This is a genomic window from Tumebacillus flagellatus, from assembly GCF_000714935.1.
In the GTDB taxonomy this organism is placed as follows: Bacteria; Bacillota; Bacilli; order Tumebacillales; family Tumebacillaceae; genus Tumebacillus; species Tumebacillus flagellatus.
Genome location: NZ_JMIR01000003.1, coordinates 228,294 through 246,075, shown reverse-complemented (window position 1 = coordinate 246,075; position 17,782 = coordinate 228,294). Strand labels below are relative to the sequence as shown.

Genomic DNA, 17,782 nt, shown 5'->3' with positions numbered 1-17,782 from the left:
TCACGGTTACCGTCGCGTCGGGATCGTAAACCGTCGGAGTGACAGTTACATCGGTGACATCGTGAGCGACATTCACCGTGTAGGACGGAGTTCCCGCAGCGAACACCGGATCAAGCGTGCCGGAAGAGATCGTCAAATTGCTCAGGTCAGCGTTGCTGGACGCTGCCCGATTGACCGTCAGGGAATACGACTCTTGCGTGGTGCCGTCTTGCGCGGTCACCAGCACGGTGATCTCCTTCGAACCGACAGGCAAGGAAATCGAAGCCGAAGCTGAACCGCTGGCAACCGTTGTCCCGTCCACTTTCACCGTGGCGGTGGAGTCCATAACCGTCGGCGTCACCGTGAGGGAGCTCACGGAATTCGCAACATCCACGCTGTACTCGTGAGTGCCCGACGAGAAAGTCGGCGAGAGCGACCCTTGCGAAGTCGTCAAATTGCTCAACAGCGCATTGGTCGAAGCAGCCGCGCGGGTAACCGTTACGGTGTACGATTTCGTGGTCGTACCGTCCTGTGCCGTCACATCGACAGTGATCGGGTTGGGTCCGACAGAAAGCGGAATCGCACTGGAAGCCGTGCCGCTCGCCACGCTTGCGTTGTTGACTTTGACCGTTGCATGCGACTCATTCGCCGTCGGCGTGACGGTGAGGCTCGTCGTCGTATACGGAACGCTTGCGGTATACGTCGGAGTGCCTGCCGCGAAGCCCGGCGTCAGCGTCCCTTGGCTCAGCGACAAATTGCTGAGGGTCGCATCGGTCGAAGGAGCAGCCGAGGCGCGCGTCGCGTCGATCGTGTACACCGTTTGCGTGATACCGTCTTGCGCGGTGACAGTGACGGTAATCGTGTTCGAACCGGGGTTCAAGGGAACCGAAACGAAACCGCTGTACATCGGAACGTCCGTACCGTTGATCTGCACCTTAGCCGCACGGTCCGAAACCGTCGGCGTGACTTTGAGCGAGGAGACTCCGCTGCCCACGCTGACCGAATATCCGGTCGTACCGGAAGCAAAGGCAGGCGAAACCGAGTACCCTTGGTCAAGAGCCAGTGCGGTCAGTTTGGAATCTTTGCTGTAGTCTTTGGTCGCCAAGGTCCCGCCGTCGCCGACCGCTACGTAGCGGTTGTTGGCATCGCCTGCAACCGCATAGAGGGTATTCGACGTATTGGCGTTCTCGGGATCGGACCAAGTCACGCCGTCGCGCGAGGTGACGACAGTACCGCCATCACCGACCGCGATGAACTGGTTGCCTGCATAAGACACCCCGTACAAAGCAATGGCGTTCGACAGGCGCGGTGCCCACGAGACACCGTCGGCCGATTGATAGATCCCGGAACTTGTCGCGATGACGTAGGTCGGGAGCCCGTCCACGACCGCATAGGCGATCATGTTGATGGTTTCGTTCGAATTGCCCGGAGGCGACTGTTTGTTCCACGTCGAACCGTCATGAGAGATCCAGATGTTGGCGCTGTCCCCAACTGCTACGAACTGAGGGTTGCCGATCTGATCGGAACCGTACACGACGGAACGGAAGTTGGAAGCGCCGCTCTTATGCGTACCGCTCCAAACCTTCCCGTCCGAGGAAGTGGCAATCGAGGCGTTGTCCCCGACCGCGATATACTTCGGGTTGCCGCTGATGACACCGTACGCGACACCCCAGAGCGAATCCGAGGGCGTGAGATTGGGAACCGAAACGCCATGCCAGCTAGCGGCGTTGTCTTCGGAGTAAAACATCTTGCCGCCAAACGAGGAGAAGACCCATTTCCCCCCTGCATACAGCGGTGTCAGCAGGGCATACGTGTCAGCGCTCATATCGGTTGCCGTCCAGGTCTGACCGTGGTCGGACGAGACGACAACGTTCGGCGAGTCATCGCCCGCCACGAAGATTCCGTTGCCGTACGCAACCCCGCCGAATGCCCCCCCGGTATGCGAGTTACGGGGCGTCCACGAGGAAGCGGCATGCGCCGATTTGGCGAAGTTGCCAACTCCGCTGCTGACAAACAGCAGAACAAAAGTCAAGAAAGCACTGAAAAATCGAAGAACGCGTCGTGAAGTAAATCTCTGTGGCACTTGTGGCTCCCCCTGTTAGATATGAAGTTGTCGAAAAAAAACCCTTACGCGAATCACTCCCTTCACGAGCAAAGTACGACCTTTTTTTCTGGGAATCGACTGAAAGAGATACGTCTTCAATCTTATACTAAGGTATAGGTAGAGGGTTGTAAATATTATGACATAGGAAGGAATTACATTATAATCCAGATGAAAGCCTGATGTGGTCTTTTTCACCATTCATGTGTTAGAATGGATATAAATCAGGGGGTTAAAAATTAGTAAACGTCAACAACGAAATGAATTCAACCCGAGGAAACCGCATGGTACAAATGAGACCTGTTCGGCAAACAGATGAGAGATTTTTGTTTGACTTGTACGCCTCCACTCGTCAGGAAGAGATGAGCGCGTGGGGATGGGACGATTTCATGCAGCAGAATTTTCTTACCATGCAGTGGAACGCACAGCGTATGTCTTACGAAGCGCAATTTCCGGACGCGCATCATCATGTGCTGATGGTGAACGAGCAACCGGTCGGGCGGCTTCTGGTCAATCAAACGCCCGAGGAACTGCACATCGTCGATATTGCGCTGTTGCCGGAAGCCCGCAACAGAGGGGTGGGAAGCGCGGTTCTCCAAGAACTGCAAGCACAAGCCCGCTCGTTGGGCGTACCCTTGAAACTGCGCGTGCTGCATACCAACCCGGCGCGCAGGCTGTATGAACGTCTGGGTTTTCGTGTCGTACATGAGGATGCCATGTCCCGGCACATGGAGTGGCAGGAGACTTTCTCGCTTGACACAACTATTTCAGAGAGGTGAGATCACATGGATGCATATGTGGGTGAAATTCGCGTATTTGCCGGAACATACGCCCCTGTAGGGTGGGCGCTTTGCGACGGGTCGCTGTTGGATATATCCGGGAATGAGATGTTGTATTCGCTGATCGGAACGACGTACGGAGGCAACGGCCAGACGAACTTTGCGCTGCCGGACCTGCGGGGGCGCGTTCCGATTCATGCGGGAACCAACCCGCAGACGGGAACCTCGTACACGTCCGGCGAACGTGCCGGCGTGGAAACGGTTACGCTCCTGTCCAACCAACTGCCGGTGCACACGCACACCGTCAATGCAACGGCGACGCCGGGCGCGTCCCCGACTCCGATCAACAACGTATCGGCTGCCGCTTCGATCTACAACTACGGAGACTCGACGTTGGCGCCGGTTGTGCCGATGAACGCAAACACCCTGTCGAGCGTCGGCAGCGGGCAAGCGCATGACAACATGATGCCGTCGCTCGCGGTGACGTTCATCATCTGCACGGAAGGGCTGTACCCGGACTTCCCGTAATCCAATAGAATCCATTCAGAAACAATCAGAGGAGGCGAACGCAACATGTCTGAACCGTTCCTTGGAGAGATCCGCATCTTTTCATTTCCCAACGGCAAAGTGCCCAGAGGTTGGGCCGCTTGCAACGGACAAGCGTTGAGTATTCAGCAAAACCAAGCTCTCTTCGCGCTGCTTGGCACGAAGTTCGGCGGCAACGGCACCACCACGTTTAATCTGCCGGACCTGCGCGGCCGCGTTCCGGTTCACGTCGACTATTCGGCCAACGGAACCGTTACGCTCGGGCAGTCCGCAGGCGAGGAGACCCATACGCTGACAGTCAACGAGATGCCGGCGCACAATCACCTCGTCAACGCGTTTGAAGGCACGACGACGGCGGTTTCTCCGCAAGGTGCGGTGTTGTCGACCTACACCAACGAGTACGCGCCGGCAGCCGACCTCGCACCGATGAACAGCGGTGCGTTGGGGATCGCGGGCGGCTCGCAGCCGCACACGAACATGCAACCCTACATCGTGGTTCAATTCTGCATTGCCACCCAGGGAATTTTCCCGAGCCGAAGCTAAGGAGGTACGAAACGATGTCTGAACCGTATATTGGTGAAATTCGGATGTTTGCCGGCAACTTTGCGCCGAGGGACTGGGCGTTTTGCAACGGACAACTGATGTCGATCTCGCAAAATACCGCGCTGTTCTCCATCTTGGGAACCCGCTACGGCGGCGACGGCAAGACCACCTTCGCGTTGCCGAACCTCCAAGGCGCGGCGCCGATGGGCCAAGGTGCAGGCCCGGGGTTGACCCCGCGCACCGTCGGGGGGAAGGTGGGCGAGAGCACGGTCACGTTGATCACGTCCCAGATTCCGCCGCACACCCATGTTCCGCAAGCGATTGGCGCACCGGGCAACCAAACGTCTCCCGTCGGCAACTATTGGGCGGAAGCGCCGAAGAAGCCCAGAGGCGGGCAAGATCCGCTGTTCGCACCGACGCCGAACAACCAGATGAGCCCTGTGGCGGTCAACGTCGCCGGCAGCTCGCAGCCGCACAACAATCAACAGCCGTACCTCGGCGTGAACTTCATCATCGCCCTCAACGGAGATTTTCCGCCGCAGCAATAACACGACCGACAGACAACAGGACGTCCACCGCGGACGTCCGTTTTTTTTTATCGAAAATGGGGAAAAAAAGTCACAGTTTCCTGTGCTTTCGGACTACTCAGCGGCGGGCAGATTTGCTATCGTAGAGAGAGACTACAAAGTGCAAAGAGATGAGGTCAAAAACATATGAAACGTGGCATGATCATCTGGGGTGTCCTGACCCTGATCGTTTGGATTGTCGCGATTGTGGGCGGGATTGCAAACGATGCGTTCAATCTCCGATTCCTTGCGTATACGTTGCCGATGGCGGCAGTCTTGACCGTGTTTGTGGCGATCTTGATCGAGCTGGTGCTGGTCCTGCTTGGCAACCGGAAGAGACCGGCAAGCCGATAAGCAGTGAAACGAGAGCCTGGGTTGTGAGACCGAGGCTCTTTTTTATGAGCAAATCCCTCCTGAGATTTTTGTGTTGTTTACCATCATCGCAGAATATCAACATACTAGGGAACTCTGTCTACAGATAAGGGGGGTCGGGCGCATGCCTGAGAGAGAGAAGCACCACGGCCGCTACATGGCCGGGTTGGACGGATTGCGCGCTCTGGCTGTGCTCGCCGTCATCGCGTACCACCTGCACATCTCATGGGCTCCCGGCGGACTGCTTGGAGTCGGCGTGTTTTTTGTGCTGTCCGGGTACTTGATCACCGACATACTCGCCGCGCAGTGGGAACGGCTTGGCACGATCCGCTTGCAGGATTTCTGGCTGCGGCGGATCAGGCGGCTGCTTCCGGCGATGCTTATGATGCTGGCGGGCGTCGCGTTCTGGGAGATGTCGGTTGTGGAAGTGCGGCCGCCCTCCTTGCCGGGAGACGTGCTGGCGTCCGTTCTCTACATCAACAACTGGTGGTTGGTGTTCCACCATGTTTCCTACTTTGAAAGTTTCGGCCCGCCGTCACCGCTCGGGCATCTCTGGTCGCTTGCGGTGGAGGAGCAGTTTTACCTGCTCTGGCCGTTTGCGGTGCTGTTGCTGTTTCGCTTCACCCGCAAAACGTCGTGGCGCGTGGGCATCATCCTGCTCGGTGCCGCCGCTTCGGCGCTGGCGATGGCGTTGCTTTATGAACCGGGCACCGACCCGAGCCGCGTGTACTACGGAACGGACACGCGGGCGTTTGCTCTGCTGATCGGCGCGGCGCTTGCCCTGCTGTGGCCGAGCGCCAAATTGCGTGCCGACATCTCTTCCAAAGCGCGTCGCGCACTCGATGCAACCGGAGGCGCGGGATTGATCGCGGTCTTGCTGATGGTGTGGCTGACCAACCAATACCAAGACTTCCTGTACCGCGGCGGTTTCGCGGTGCTCTCCGTCGCCACTGCGCTTACCGTCGCGATGCTCGCCCATCCGGCAAGCCGATTGGCGAAGGTGCTCGGGTGGACGCCGCTCAAGTGGCTTGGCGTGCGTTCGTACGGCCTCTACCTCTGGCATTATCCCGTGATCGTGTTGAGCACGCCGACGGTCGACGCGGAGAGCTTTGACCTCACGCGCGCGTTCTGGCAACTCGCAGCGACCCTGATCATCTCCGGCCTCTCGTATCAGTTCATCGAAAAACCGATCCGGTACCGCGCGGCCGGCTGCAACCGCACCGTCGTCGCTTCGTGCGCGGCGGTGGCGCTGGGCGTGACGTGCTTGGTGTTCGCCATGCCGGCGACCCATACCGCCGCCTACTCCGTCGTGCCGACGCAACCCCAAACCGAGACACAGACGCATATCGAGACCGAGCCTCAAACTCAGACGGAAGAGATCCCGCAGGTGCCGTTCGGGCCGCCGATCCCGACGCCGGCCGCCAATACGTGTCGCGGCATCACGGCGCTCGGCGATTCGGTGATGCTCGATGCGGAGCCGTACCTGCAAGACATGTTGCCCGGCATCGTCGTCGACGCGAAAATCGGACGGCAGACGGCGCAGATGCCGGAAGTCGTGGAGAAGCTGAAAGCCCAAGGCAAACTCGGCAGCTGCATCATCCTCTCGACCGGCACGAACGGCCCGTTCACCAAAGAACAGCTGAAATCGCTCTTGCAGTCGTTCGGGCAGGCGGACCAGATCATCCTCGTCAACACCCGCGTGCCGCGCCCGTGGCAGAACACCGTCAACGAGATGCTTCGAGAAGCCGCCGCCTCCACGCCGCACACCACCCTCGTGGATTGGTACAAGAGCAGCGCGGGCAAGGAGTCGTTTTTCTACCCGGACGGTGTGCATTTGAATCCCGAAGGTTCGAAATACTACGCCTCGCTGCTGGTGAACGAGATCAAGTTCGACGACTAAAACGATGAACCTGAAAAAAAAAAGCACCTTTCACGTTTGGCTTTCGTGAAGGGTGCTTTTTGCGCGTATCGGCGTACAGATTACTACTTACAGGCCGATGGTGTAATCAACTTTGGTGGTGCCGTCTTGCGCGGTCACCTCGACAACCATCGTATCGGTCAGCGCCGCATCGTCAGCCGCTGCCGTGGTTTTGGTGCTGTCGGTGTACACTTGCACGGTGCCTTTGCCGCCGTCGACTTTGAGGATGCTCTCCAGAGCGGACGCGGTCAGGCCGTTTTGCACGGTCAGTTTGTGCTGGGTGTTGTCCACAGCGGTGACGAGCGTGGAGCTGAGCGTCGTCACGTCGGTGACGTGCGATTTCGTGTTATCGCTCGGAACGGTCGGGTCTGTCGGGTTGGTCGATTGGTCGTCGCCGACGACGATGCCGTTTTGGAGCATCAGGTCGAGCAGAGTTGCCGCTTCTGCGCGGGAGAGCGATTGCAGCGGGTTGAAGTGGCCCTTGCCGTCGCCGTGGATCAGGTCGTTTTGCACGGCGGTTGCCACGTACGGACGGAGTGCCGGCGAGATTTTGGTGTAGTCGGTGAATTGTTGCTTCAAGAGCGCTTCTGCGGAAGCGGAGTCCATGACGCTGATGGACGGGTCGAGTTCGGTCAGAACTTTGACCAGCGTGACGGTGACGTCTTGGCGGGTGGCGGCAGCATCCGGGTGGAAGGACAGGGAGCCGTTCAGACCGCGGTACGCGTCAAAGTAGTTTTTGACCGCTTCGACGTACTTGTACTCCCAAGCGTTGACCGGAACGTCGGTGAAGTCTTGGGTGGTTGCGGTGGTTTGCAGATCGAAGTAGCGGGTGACCATGACCGCCCATTGTGCGCGGGACACGCTGTCGTTCGGGTTGAAGTGGTGCGCGTCGACGCCGTTGAGGACGCCCTTCTTCAGCAGGTCGAGGATAAACTTCTCTGCCCAGTGGCCATTTATGTCGTCCATTTTGATGTTGGTGTTCGTGGTGAAGTGCGTTTTGATCTGTTGCTTGCCGTGACCTTTGCCGTGATCGTCAGCAAAAGCCGGAACAGCGGCGGTAGAAAGAACGGACAGGATCGAGAGTGCAGCAACGAACTTTTTCATCTTTGGAAAGACCTCCTGATATAGGGAGTAATTTGGTTTGATATACCTTTACGAAGGGCTTGTCTCTTTCATGGGGGTGGAGTGACAAAAATTTTGTCACTTTTCGATAAATAATTTTGTTCGGCTCTCCCCCCGCATACAGTGGGAAGGAAGGGGGGAGTGCGATGAAGTTCAAATGGTTCTGGTGTCTCGTGCTGTGCCTGAGCTTGTTCGTCACGGCGTGCTCCAATCGTACTTCGGATTCCACAGAGAAAGCCGCCGGCCCGGCGCAAGACTCCGCCGCAAGCGTTGCGCGGCAAACGATCGCGACGGCGACGATGTCGTTGACCGCCAAGGACTACGACCGGACGGAAGCCCTCATCCGGCAAGCGGGCACGAACCTCGGCGGCTACGTGTCGGAGCTTAACTCCACGCGCACGGACAACACGCAGAACGGGCGCGTCGTGATGCAGATTCCCGCCGCCAAAGTTCAAGACTTCACCGAGCAGATCAAAGCGTTGGCGGACGTCACGGTCACGTCCACCGAAGTCGCGCTCCAAGACGTGACCGCCGAAAGCATCGACCTCGACGCCCGCCTGAAAGCGCTCCAAGCGCAGAAGTCGCGCTGCGAAGCCCTGCTTGCCGACGCGAAGACGGTCGACGACGTGTTCAAAATCTCGCAGGAGATCGCCAAAGTCCAAGAGCAAATCGAATCGACCCAAGGCAGAAAAAACAACCTGCAAACCCGCATCGACTACACTCCCGTCACCGTCGAGATCAGCGCCAAGCCGACGGAACCGAAACAAGGCGTGTGGGAGCGCACCTCCACGCAGTTTGGCAAAAGCCTGAACGGAGTGGGGCAGTTTTTGGTTTGGTTGTTGGTGTTTGGGGTCGGGAATTTCCCGGTGCTGTTGCTGATCTTCTTGATCGTCTACGGGTCGCTGTGGCTGTTCTGGTTGCGCAAGAGGAAGCAAAAATAACGGGGGGAGGGGGCTCGGTGCGGGCTCCCTTTTTTTGCCGATGTTGGGTATTGTGAAATTTTCGTGAATCTAAGGTTGTAATTTGTCGAAACTACTCGTACTATTTAGATAAGGGTTTCGATTCTTGGAACTTTGATTCCGATATGCGGAACGGAGGTGAGCCCCATGCCGCTCACAGAAACGTCCACAAACAAAACGGTCGTCAAATCGGTCGAGTTGTTGAACCTGTTCCTCACGAACAGTCGGTTGACCTTGACGGAGATGGTCCAGTTGCTGCAAGCGCCCAAGACATCGGTTTACCGGATGGCGCGCTCGCTGGAAGACATGGGCTTTTTGACGAAGGGGCCGGATAACAAGTACGCGCTCGGCCTGTTGTTTTTGCAGTTTGGCAAGCTGGTCTCGGAGCGTTTGGAAGTGCGCCATGTTGCGTTGCCGATCATGAAGCGGCTGCGCGACGAGGTCGACGAGGCCGTGAATCTGATCATTCCCGACGGCGGAGACGCCATCTATATTGAGAAGTTGGACACGAATCACCCGGTGCGCGTCTATACGCAAGTCGGACGCCGGGCGCCGATGTACGCCGGAGCGTGCCCGCGCATCTTGCTGACACACTTGCCGGAAGAGGAGCTCGAACGCTACCTCGCCCGCACAGAATTGCTGCCGTTTGCCAGCGGGACGATCACCGACCGCTACCACTTGCGCGAAGTGCTCGACGAGTCGCGGCGCACGGGGTACACCGTCAGCCATTCGGAGCTCGAAGATCACACCTCCGCCGTCGCCGCTCCGATTCGCGATCACAGCGGGCTGGTGATCGCGGGACTGAGCATCGCCGGTCCCACGTCGCGCTTTCAAGCGGAGCACTTGCCGCCGTTGGTGGAGGCGTGCGTGCAAGGCGCGCAGGAAATTTCCATGGCGTTGGGGTGGAGAGCAACATGAGCGAAGTTTTGGCAGGAAGCATCACCGCGTTCGGCGAGTGCGCCGTGCGGGTGGAATTGGGAACGGGGATTGAGGAGAGCGTGTTCCACCGCGTGGCGGCGTTCACGGAAGCGTTGCAGGCGCATCCGTTTGCCGGGTTGATCGAGTCGGTTCCCGCGTTTACCACCGTGACGGTGTTCTACGATCCGGTGCGGGTGGCAGAAGCGTGCTTTTTTAAAAAAACGCCCTATCACGCAGTCGCCGCGCATCTGCAACATCTGTTGCAGACGTTGCAGCAGGCAGAACACCGCCCGGCGGAGACCGTGGAGATTCCGGTCTGCTACGGCGGCGCGCACGGCCCGGATCTGGAAGAAGTCGCGCGTCTGAACGGGTTGACGCCGGACGAAGTGATCGAGATTCACGCGGGCGGCGAGTACCTCGTCTACATGATCGGGTTCGCGCCGGGCTTCCCGTACCTCGGCGGGCTGTCGGACCGAATCGCCGCGCCAAGGCGTGCCGAACCCCGCCTGCGCATTCCGGTCGGCTCTGTCGGCATCGCGGGACAGCAGACCGGCGTGTACCCGATGGAGACGCCGGGCGGCTGGCAGTTGATCGGCCGCACGCCGCTGACGCTGTTCCGGCCGGACCGCAATCCGCCGAGCTTGCTCCAAGCGGGGCACATCGTGCGGTTTCGCCCGATCACGGAGCGGGAGTTTGCCGCTTGGGAGGAGGAGTCGCGATGAGTTTGCAGGTGATCAAACCGGGCTTGCTCACCACGTTGCAGGACCTCGGGAGATACGGGTTTCAGCGCTACGGCGTGATGGCGGGCGGCGCGATGGATTCGTTTGCGCTGCGCACCGCGAACTTGCTGGTTGGCAACGTTCAGGGCGAGGCGGCGCTGGAAATCACGCTGCAAGGGCCGACTTTGCGCGCGGAAACGGACTTGCTCGCGGCGGTCTGCGGCGGGCATCTCGCGCCGACGCTGGACGGAGAGCCTGTGCCGGAGTGGCAGAGTTTCCCGATGAAGGCAGGCAGCGTGTTGCAGTTCGGCTACGCGAAATTCGGGTGCCGCGCCTACCTCGCCGTCGCGGGAGGGTTCCACGTCCCGGACGTGCTGGCGAGCAAAAGCACGTTCGTTCGCGGCAAGATGGGCGGGTTTGAAGGAAGGGCGTTGCAAGCGGGGGATAGGCTGCCCTGCGGGCACGTACGTATGGACAGAGACGAACAGGCAGAAGCAGACTCTGCACTGGCGACTGCAAACGGTGTCGCAACGCAAGCACATGCAAACGGAACCGACATCCGCGAGAAAACAGTGTCGCCGACAATCGCCAAACCAAACGATTTTACATCCCGACACTTTGCCGCGCTACCACGGAACCGCTTTATCTCATGGGAACTTTTTCCTGACTATTCGAACGAGCCTGTGATCCGCGTCACCCGAGGGCAGCAGTACGACGCCTTCGACGCGGAGAGCCGCGAACGGCTGTGGGCGGAGACGTTCCAAGTCACCCCGCAGTCCGACCGCATGGGCTACCGTATCGAAGGTCCGCCGCTTCAACTGGTTGCTCCGCTGGAGATGATCTCCGAAGCGGTCACCTTCGGCACCGTCCAAGTGCCTCCCGGCGGCAACCCGATCGTCTTGTTGGCGGACCGGCAGACGACAGGCGGCTACCCCAAGATCGCGCAAGTCGCCGCCGTCGACCTGCCCGTGCTCGCTCAACTGAAGCCGGGCGACAGACTCCGCTTCACCGAAATCACCGTCGAAGAAGCGCAGCGTCTCTATCTGGAGCGCGAACGAGGTCTCCAGATGCTCCAACGCGCCCTGACGCTGTAAAAAAACACTCCAAGGAGGCACCCTCAATGCATCGCGTCGATTTGAACTGTGACATGGGAGAGAGCTTTGGCGTCTGGAAGATGGGCGTCGACGAACAGATTTTGCCGTACATCACCTCCGCGAACCTCGCCTGCGGATTCCACGCGGGCGACCCGGCGACGATGCGCAAGAGCGTCGTCCGCGCGCTGGAACACGGCATCGGCATCGGCGCTCATCCGGGCCTGCCGGACCTCGCGGGATTCGGACGCCGCAACATGGACATCACGCCGCGCGACGCGTACGACATGGTGGTCTACCAGATCGGCGCGCTGTACGGTTTCGTCCGCTCCGAGGGCGGCGTCCTGCAACACGTGAAACCGCACGGAGCCCTCTACAACATGGCCGCCAAGAGCGCCCGCCTCTCCGAAGCGATCGCCGAAGCCGTCTACAAAGTCGATCCGACCCTGATCCTCTTCGGTCTCTCCGGCAGTGAACTCGTCAAAGCCGGAGAAGCGATCGGCCTGCGCACCGCGCACGAAGTGTTCGCCGACCGCACCTACCAACAAGACGGCACGCTGACCCCGCGCTCGCAAGCGGACGCGCTGATCACCGACGAAGACACCTCCGTCCAACAAGTCCTGCGCATGGTCAAGGAAGGCAAAGTGACCTCCCGCCAAGGAGCGGACATCTCCATCCAAGCGGACACGGTCTGCCTGCACGGAGACGGCGCGCACGCGTTGGAGTTTGCCCGCAAGATTCGCAGCCTCTTGGAGCAATCCGAAGTTGCGGTTCAAGCGGTCTCTCACTAGCACCGACCTGCACCGACCTGCACCGACCTGCATCATGAAATCCACAATCGAACGCAGAGAGAGGGTAGACAACATGTTGACACTCATCGGGATTGCCATCGTCATCATCGGTTTCGCTTTGCGCTTCAACCCCTTGCTCGTCGTCACGGTGGCGGGCCTCGCAACGGGGCTGGCGGGTCACCTGTCGATCCAGAAGATCCTGACCACGTTCGGCGACGCATTTGTCACCAACCGCTACATGTCCTTGTTCATTCTTACGTTGCCGGTCATCGGTCTGTTGGAGCGCTACGGGCTCAAGGAGCAATCGCAAGCCCTGATTCGCAAAGTCAAAGCGGCGACCACCGGCCGCATCCTGTTTCTCTACCTGCTGATCCGCGAACTGGCGGCGGCGCTCGGGTTGACTTCGCTTGGCGGCCACGCGCAGATGGTGCGCCCGCTGATCGCCCCGATGGCGGAGGGCGCGGCGGAGACGAAGTTCGGCGCCCTGAACGACCGCGTTCGGGAAAAAATCAAAGCCCACGCTGCCGCTGTCGACAACGTCGGCCTGTTCTTCGGCGAGGACATCTTCATCGCGATCGGCGCGATTCTGTTGATGAAGGGGTTTTTTGATCAGAACGGCATTCATCTGGAGCCGCTGGACATGGCGGTCTGGGGGATTCCGACGGCGGTTTGCGCGTTCCTCATCCACGGCGTGCGCGTGATCCTGCTCGACCGCAAGATCGAGCGCGAACTCGCGGCCGCTGCCCAGAACAACCAACAGGATTCGAACATCAAGGAAGGGGTGTAAGCCATGTGGATTTCGCTTGAGTACATCTACTACGTCGCCGGGATCTTCCTCGCCGTCGTCGCGTTCCTGACCTTGAAGGACAAAGCCAACCCGAAACGCTTCTCGACCGCGCTGTTCTGGGGCTTGTACGCGGTGACGTTCCTGTTTGGCAAAGTGATTCCGCCGATGTACATGGGCATCCTCGTCATCTTGTTGGTGCTGATTCCGGGCTTCAAGGGCGTGCGCGGCGGCGCGTATGACGAAGCGACCGCCGATCAACGCCTCGCCTCTTCGAAGAAGATCCGCAACAAGCTGTTCGTTCCGGCACTCATGATCCCGCTCATCACCGTCATCGGTGCCGTGTGGGTCAAAAACGTCACCATCGGCGGCACTCCGCTGCTCGATCCGAAAAACGTCACGCTCGTCGCCCTCGGCCTCGCCGCTCTGCTGGCGTTGCTGACGGCGATGTTCATCACGAAAGACCGCGGCATCCGCGCCCTGCAAGAGTCGCGCCGTCTCGTGGACGCTGTCTCCTGGGCGTCCGTTCTGCCGCAGATGCTGGCGACGCTCGGCGCGATTTTCGTGGCGTCGGGTGTCGGCAAAGTTGTCTCCGATCTCGTTTCGTCGGCGATCCCGGTCGACAACCGCTTCCTCGTCGTGGCGGCGTACTGCATCGGCATGGCGCTGTTCACGATGATCATGGGCAACGCGTTCGCGGCGTTTCCGGTGATCACGGCGGGGATCGGCCTGCCGTTGCTCGTGCACCTGCACGGCGGCAACCCGGCGATCTTGGCGGCGATCGGCATGTTCTCGGGGTATTGCGGCACGCTGATGACCCCGATGGCGGCGAACTTTAACATCGTCCCGGCGGCGTTGCTCGACTTGCCGGATAAGAATGCCGTCATCAAAGCGCAAGTGCCGACGGCGTTGCTGCTGTTGGTCGTGAACATCTTCCTGATGTACTTCATGATGTTCTAGGCTTTACGTTTTAGTTTCTAGGGAGGGGATTTGGAATGGAAGGCACGCGTTGCAAAGTGTTGGTCACAGGCTTTGACCCGTTTGGAGGAGAGCCGGTCAACCCGGCGTTGGAAGCGGTCAAACTGCTGCGGGGCAAGTCGTTCGAGGGAATGGAAGTTGTGACGGCAGAAGTTCCGACTGTGTTTCACAAGTCGATTGCCGTGCTGGACGGCTTGATGCGGGACGTGCAACCGGACGTCGTGATCTGCGTCGGGCAAGCGGGAGGACGTGCGGACATCACGGTGGAGCGCGTGGCGATCAACGTCGACGACGCGCGCATCCCGGACAACGACGGCAACCAGCCGGTGGACGAGCCGATCGTCGCGGACGGACCGGCGGCGTACTGGTCGAGCTTGCCGATCAAAGCGATGGTGCAAGCAATCCGCGCCGCCGGAATTCCGGCTTCCGTTTCGCAGACGGCGGGGACGTTCGTGTGCAACCACCTCTTCTACGGACTGATGAACCTGATTGCGACGAAGTACCCGCGCGTGCGCGGCGGGTTCATCCACATCCCGTTTCTGCCGGAGCAGACCGTGCGCCACGCCGGGCAGCCGTCCATGAGCGCGATGGATATCGCGAAGGCGCTGGAAGTCGCCGTTCGCACGGCGGTTGACGTGCGGCAGGATATTGCGGTCGGCGGCGGGCAAATTTCATAAGCGGGGAGAGGGATTCAACTACGTGAGTTGAATCCCTCTCTTTTTTAGTTCGTGTTGGGTGAGCGTTCGGGCGTGGAGGAGCAGGTTGCAAGCTCCGTGGAAGTCCTGTTCGTCTGCAAGAATCCACGCGAGATGCGCGAGGTCGTCGCTGTAGTCGAAGAGTTGGTTTGCGGCGAGATGGTCGGCGGCTTTTTTCTCGAACTGGAGGATTGCCGCGTCCCGCCCGATTTCGCTCTCAATGGAAAAAACGGATTCCGCCAGCAACTCCCGGCCGTCGCGTTTGTTTCTCAGGCTTGCTTGTTGGAGTTTCGTTTTTTCCGCGAGGAGGCGGTGGTGGTGAAGTTCGGCAAGTGCCCTTGCGCGGTCGGCGTAGTGGATGGACTGGCTGTAGTGTTGCTTGGCATGGCAGTTTTTGGCGAGTTGCAGGTAGGTGCCGGCTTGGTCGAGCAGGGATTGCACGGGGCCCGCAACGGCTGCGGCTTGCTCGCAGTACACTTTGGCTTTCTCCAGATCGCCCAGTTCCGTGTAGAGGCGGGCGAGCGTGTGGAGGGTCGACGCTTTCGCTCGGGAGTCGAGGATCGCGAGCGACTTTTCGAGGAGAGGGATGGCTTTGTGGTAGCGTTTGGCTTCGATGTGCAGTTGGCTTTGGACGTGGAGCAGGCGGGCTTGGAAGTCCGGGTCGTCGTTCATGTCGTGCTCGCTGAGGAATTGCAAGAGCCGTTCGGTGTTGCGCGTGTTGCCGAGATGGAGGCAGCACGTGCAGAGGTCCATCACGGTGTCGAGAGGGTCCGGCAGCGGGTCGGTCGAATTCAGCAAGTCTTGCAAGAGCGGGAGAGCTTCGTCGTACCGGCGGGCTGCGAGATGGGCTTTGGCGAGCGACACGCGCAGGGTGTCGGCGGAGAGGTCTCGTTCTTGGAAGAAGTAGTCGAGAGAGACCTCCAAGCGTTTTGCCAGTTGATTGAGCAGGTCGAGGGACGGGGCGGCTCTTCCGCTTTCGAGTTGGGAGATCATGCTGGAGGTGCAGAGATCCTTGGCGAGATCGCGCTGGGAGAGACCGTGCGCTTGGCGCAAGCGTTTAAGAAGTGGACCGAGGACGGCTGAGTCTTTTAAGGGTGAAGAGTTTCCGTGTGCGTTCATGTTCTTCCTCCTGAGGGGCGGGTATTTGGGTGATGGACTCCACGATTTCGAATATGTCTTCAAATTGGCAGCCGAGCGCTTCGCAGATGTTTTTGGCGTTGGGGGCGCTGACGTTGCGGGTTCCGTTTTCGACTTGGGAGAGGAACGGGGAGCTGAGATTGGTTTGTTCGCCGAGGCTTCGTTGGGTGAAGCCGGCGAGAACCCGGGTTTTTTGGAAATCGGTTTTCTTGGCTTTGATCAACATGCAGGACGGTCCTCCGATTCGAGGGTGGCCCCTTTTTTTATGATGTAAAAGGGGAAGGGGTGCTTACTTTTGTATAAATAATAAACCACCTCTGATGAGAGAGGTGGTCTTTGTAATAAGTTGAGTTGCCACGGATGGAAATATCCAAATGAGAAATAAAAAAGCCCTCGTCAGGGGTGACGAGGGGTGGATTGTTAGTGCTTCAAGGATGCTTTTCCCATCGGGTCATCAGGGATTACAGAAGCATTATTAGTGATGGTTGTGCTTCCGCCAACAACTACCGCCAATGCTATAATTACAAGTCCTATCAAGAAAGATTTCTTCATTTAGAAGCCCTCCTCTTCGAAAAATTCGCTTTTCGCATTTGAATATATGCGCGCTCTTTCATAGTACATCAGAGCTGTTTCAGCGTCACCTTTCTTTGAATAAAAATCGAACAAACATTTACACGCGAAATAACGGACTTGTAAACTCCGTGTAGAATCATCGCTAATACGTATTGAAAAAGAGGGGTCGTTTTTAATCCTTGTGTAAAGTATGAGTAACCTACCGTGTATGTCAGGATAGTCTTTTGCAATAGATTCATACTTCTCGATAGATTGGGCCGCCTTCTCATAGTTCTTTTGTTTTATCAGGACCTTAACATATTCTTTTACGGCAAAGACTAATGTATAGTCGTAGTTTTTGGCATGTTCTATCGCCGAAGATAATGAAATCGCTGAATTTTCATAGTCTCCAAGTAAATAATCACAGTGAGCTATGTTTATCATAGCCTTCGCAATTCGACTATCATCGTTCGTTCGCCTGTAATGTTCAAGAGAAGAGATCGCATGTTCTTTAGCTTGACGATATTTCTTCAGTTCCAAACACATATTCATTCTAGTAGATGAAGCTAACCCCAAAGCGATTGAGTTCTCAGGCATAGCTTGCTCCACGAGCCTCAAGATTTCTTCCACATGGCTGAATTCTTTCCGAATCGTATACGTCAGCATCAGATTCGCCGTGATGAGATGAAGCAAATCTTTCTCCTCATACTGCTCGTACAACAATTTCGCGTACTCCAACCCTTGCAACCACGTCCCGTGCGCCTCGTCATATTCCTGTTGAAAAAACTGCACACGCCCGAGATTGTTCAGATGCAACGCGCGTTCGGTGGCGCCCAGTGCGGTTTTTACCAATTTCTCTGCCATGTCGCGGGCGCGCAGCAACATCGGCTTCGTCCGCTTGCTCGCCCCGAGGACGGTCGTTAACTCTTGGACGAGATGCTGGGTATCGGTCTGCTTCAGCCGCTCGACCGTGATCCCCAACCCTTGCGCGATCCGTTCCGTCATCGCCGGCGAAATCGGACGATCGCCCGCCAACATGATTCGTAAGTATTCCCGCGAGATCCCCAATCGTTGAGAAAATCCACGGATCGTGAATGCATCGCCGCGCTCCTGCATCAACTCCAAAATCCGCCGCGGGAGAGCCGTCCGACCGATTTCCGAGGTCGTACTAACTTCTATCGTCGACATGCGCCAAGTACCTCCCTTGCTTGAGGGATCTATATGCTCAGTCT

General features: G+C 58.3%; 20 protein-coding genes. 14 read left to right on the top strand and 6 right to left on the bottom strand.

Annotation, left to right across the window (positions count from 1 at the left end; all coding sequences use genetic code 11):
- Positions 1-2,011, bottom strand: a 2,011-nt coding sequence (locus EL26_RS04020) for a cadherin-like beta sandwich domain-containing protein (protein ID WP_038084717.1), incomplete at its 3' end; no start/stop codon positions are given.
- A 395-nt stretch (positions 2,012-2,406) separates the two neighbouring features.
- Here EL26_RS04020 and EL26_RS04015 point away from each other — a divergent pair.
- The 6 genes from EL26_RS04015 to EL26_RS03990 all read left to right on the top strand — a co-directional run bounded on the left by EL26_RS04015 (position 2,407) and on the right by EL26_RS03990 (position 6,786).
- A complete protein-coding gene (locus EL26_RS04015; RefSeq protein WP_202962844.1) occupies positions 2,407-2,859 on the top strand; it encodes a GNAT family N-acetyltransferase in 453 nt (150 codons plus the stop codon).
- A 6-nt stretch (positions 2,860-2,865) separates the two neighbouring features.
- Positions 2,866-3,387, top strand: coding sequence for a phage tail protein (locus EL26_RS04010; protein WP_038084710.1), 522 nt, complete (start codon positions 2,866-2,868; stop codon positions 3,385-3,387).
- Positions 3,388-3,432: 45 nt separating this feature from the next.
- Complete coding sequence (locus EL26_RS04005; RefSeq protein WP_038084709.1) at positions 3,433-3,948, top strand: phage tail protein; 516 nt, start codon at positions 3,433-3,435, stop codon at positions 3,946-3,948.
- 14 nt (positions 3,949-3,962) lie between these two features.
- On the top strand, positions 3,963-4,496 hold the full coding sequence (locus tag EL26_RS04000) for a phage tail protein (protein ID WP_038084707.1): 534 nt from the start codon (positions 3,963-3,965) through the stop codon (positions 4,494-4,496).
- Positions 4,497-4,661: 165 nt separating this feature from the next.
- Positions 4,662-4,868 carry a hypothetical protein gene (locus EL26_RS03995; protein WP_038084705.1) on the top strand — a complete coding sequence of 69 codons (207 nt, stop codon included), beginning with the start codon at positions 4,662-4,664 and terminating at the stop codon, positions 4,866-4,868.
- Positions 4,869-5,010: 142 nt separating this feature from the next.
- A complete protein-coding gene (locus EL26_RS03990) occupies positions 5,011-6,786 on the top strand; it encodes an acyltransferase family protein (RefSeq protein ID WP_038084703.1) in 1,776 nt (591 codons plus the stop codon).
- An 87-nt stretch (positions 6,787-6,873) separates the two neighbouring features.
- Here the strand turns inward: EL26_RS03990 and EL26_RS23415 are convergent, their stop codons facing one another.
- On the bottom strand, positions 6,874-7,908 hold the full coding sequence (locus EL26_RS23415) for an S-layer homology domain-containing protein (RefSeq protein WP_052035962.1): 1,035 nt from the start codon (positions 7,906-7,908) through the stop codon (positions 6,874-6,876).
- A gap of 164 nt (positions 7,909-8,072) precedes the next feature.
- Here EL26_RS23415 and EL26_RS03980 point away from each other — a divergent pair, with 164 nt between their 5' ends.
- The 8 genes from EL26_RS03980 to pcp all read left to right on the top strand — a co-directional run bounded on the left by EL26_RS03980 (position 8,073) and on the right by pcp (position 14,843).
- Positions 8,073-8,867 (top strand): DUF4349 domain-containing protein, encoded by a 795-nt coding sequence (locus tag EL26_RS03980; RefSeq protein WP_038084701.1) that lies wholly within the window; start codon positions 8,073-8,075, stop codon positions 8,865-8,867.
- Positions 8,868-9,032: 165 nt separating this feature from the next.
- Complete coding sequence (locus EL26_RS03975) at positions 9,033-9,803, top strand: IclR family transcriptional regulator (RefSeq protein ID WP_038084699.1); 771 nt, start codon at positions 9,033-9,035, stop codon at positions 9,801-9,803.
- Positions 9,800-10,525 (top strand): 5-oxoprolinase subunit PxpB, encoded by a 726-nt coding sequence (gene pxpB, locus EL26_RS03970; RefSeq protein WP_038084697.1) that lies wholly within the window; start codon positions 9,800-9,802, stop codon positions 10,523-10,525. Before EL26_RS03975 ends, pxpB begins: the two co-directional genes overlap by 4 nt.
- Entirely contained in the window at positions 10,522-11,616 is a 1,095-nt protein-coding gene (locus EL26_RS03965; RefSeq protein WP_038084694.1) for a 5-oxoprolinase subunit C family protein, read from the top strand. The genes pxpB and EL26_RS03965 overlap by 4 nt, the downstream gene beginning before the upstream one ends.
- A 26-nt stretch (positions 11,617-11,642) precedes the next feature.
- Complete coding sequence (locus EL26_RS03960; protein WP_038084692.1) at positions 11,643-12,404, top strand: LamB/YcsF family protein; 762 nt, start codon at positions 11,643-11,645, stop codon at positions 12,402-12,404.
- Between the two features lie 73 nt (positions 12,405-12,477).
- The gene (locus tag EL26_RS03955; protein WP_038084690.1) at positions 12,478-13,191 is read left to right on the top strand and encodes a DUF969 domain-containing protein; all 714 of its coding nucleotides are present in this window, start codon (positions 12,478-12,480) and stop codon (positions 13,189-13,191) included.
- Between the two features lie 3 nt (positions 13,192-13,194).
- A complete protein-coding gene (locus tag EL26_RS03950; RefSeq protein WP_038084688.1) occupies positions 13,195-14,148 on the top strand; it encodes a DUF979 domain-containing protein in 954 nt (317 codons plus the stop codon).
- Positions 14,149-14,183: 35 nt separating this feature from the next.
- A complete protein-coding gene (pcp, locus tag EL26_RS03945; protein WP_038084686.1) occupies positions 14,184-14,843 on the top strand; it encodes a pyroglutamyl-peptidase I in 660 nt (219 codons plus the stop codon).
- 18 nt (positions 14,844-14,861) lie between these two features.
- Here the strand turns inward: pcp and EL26_RS23410 are convergent, their stop codons facing one another.
- The 4 genes from EL26_RS23410 to EL26_RS03930 form a co-directional block, all read right to left on the bottom strand.
- Positions 14,862-15,980: a helix-turn-helix domain-containing protein gene (locus EL26_RS23410; protein WP_052035961.1), complete on the bottom strand. Its 1,119-nt coding sequence runs from the start codon at positions 15,978-15,980 to the stop codon at positions 14,862-14,864.
- Complete coding sequence (locus EL26_RS24410) at positions 15,919-16,224, bottom strand: helix-turn-helix domain-containing protein (protein ID WP_081856959.1); 306 nt, start codon at positions 16,222-16,224, stop codon at positions 15,919-15,921. The genes EL26_RS23410 and EL26_RS24410 overlap by 62 nt, the downstream gene beginning before the upstream one ends.
- A 194-nt stretch (positions 16,225-16,418) precedes the next feature.
- Positions 16,419-16,550 carry a YdgA family protein gene (locus EL26_RS26140; RefSeq protein WP_161780652.1) on the bottom strand — a complete coding sequence of 44 codons (132 nt, stop codon included), beginning with the start codon at positions 16,548-16,550 and terminating at the stop codon, positions 16,419-16,421.
- Positions 16,551-17,738: a helix-turn-helix domain-containing protein gene (locus EL26_RS03930; protein WP_038084681.1), complete on the bottom strand. Its 1,188-nt coding sequence runs from the start codon at positions 17,736-17,738 to the stop codon at positions 16,551-16,553.
- Positions 17,739-17,782 lie beyond the last annotated feature (44 nt).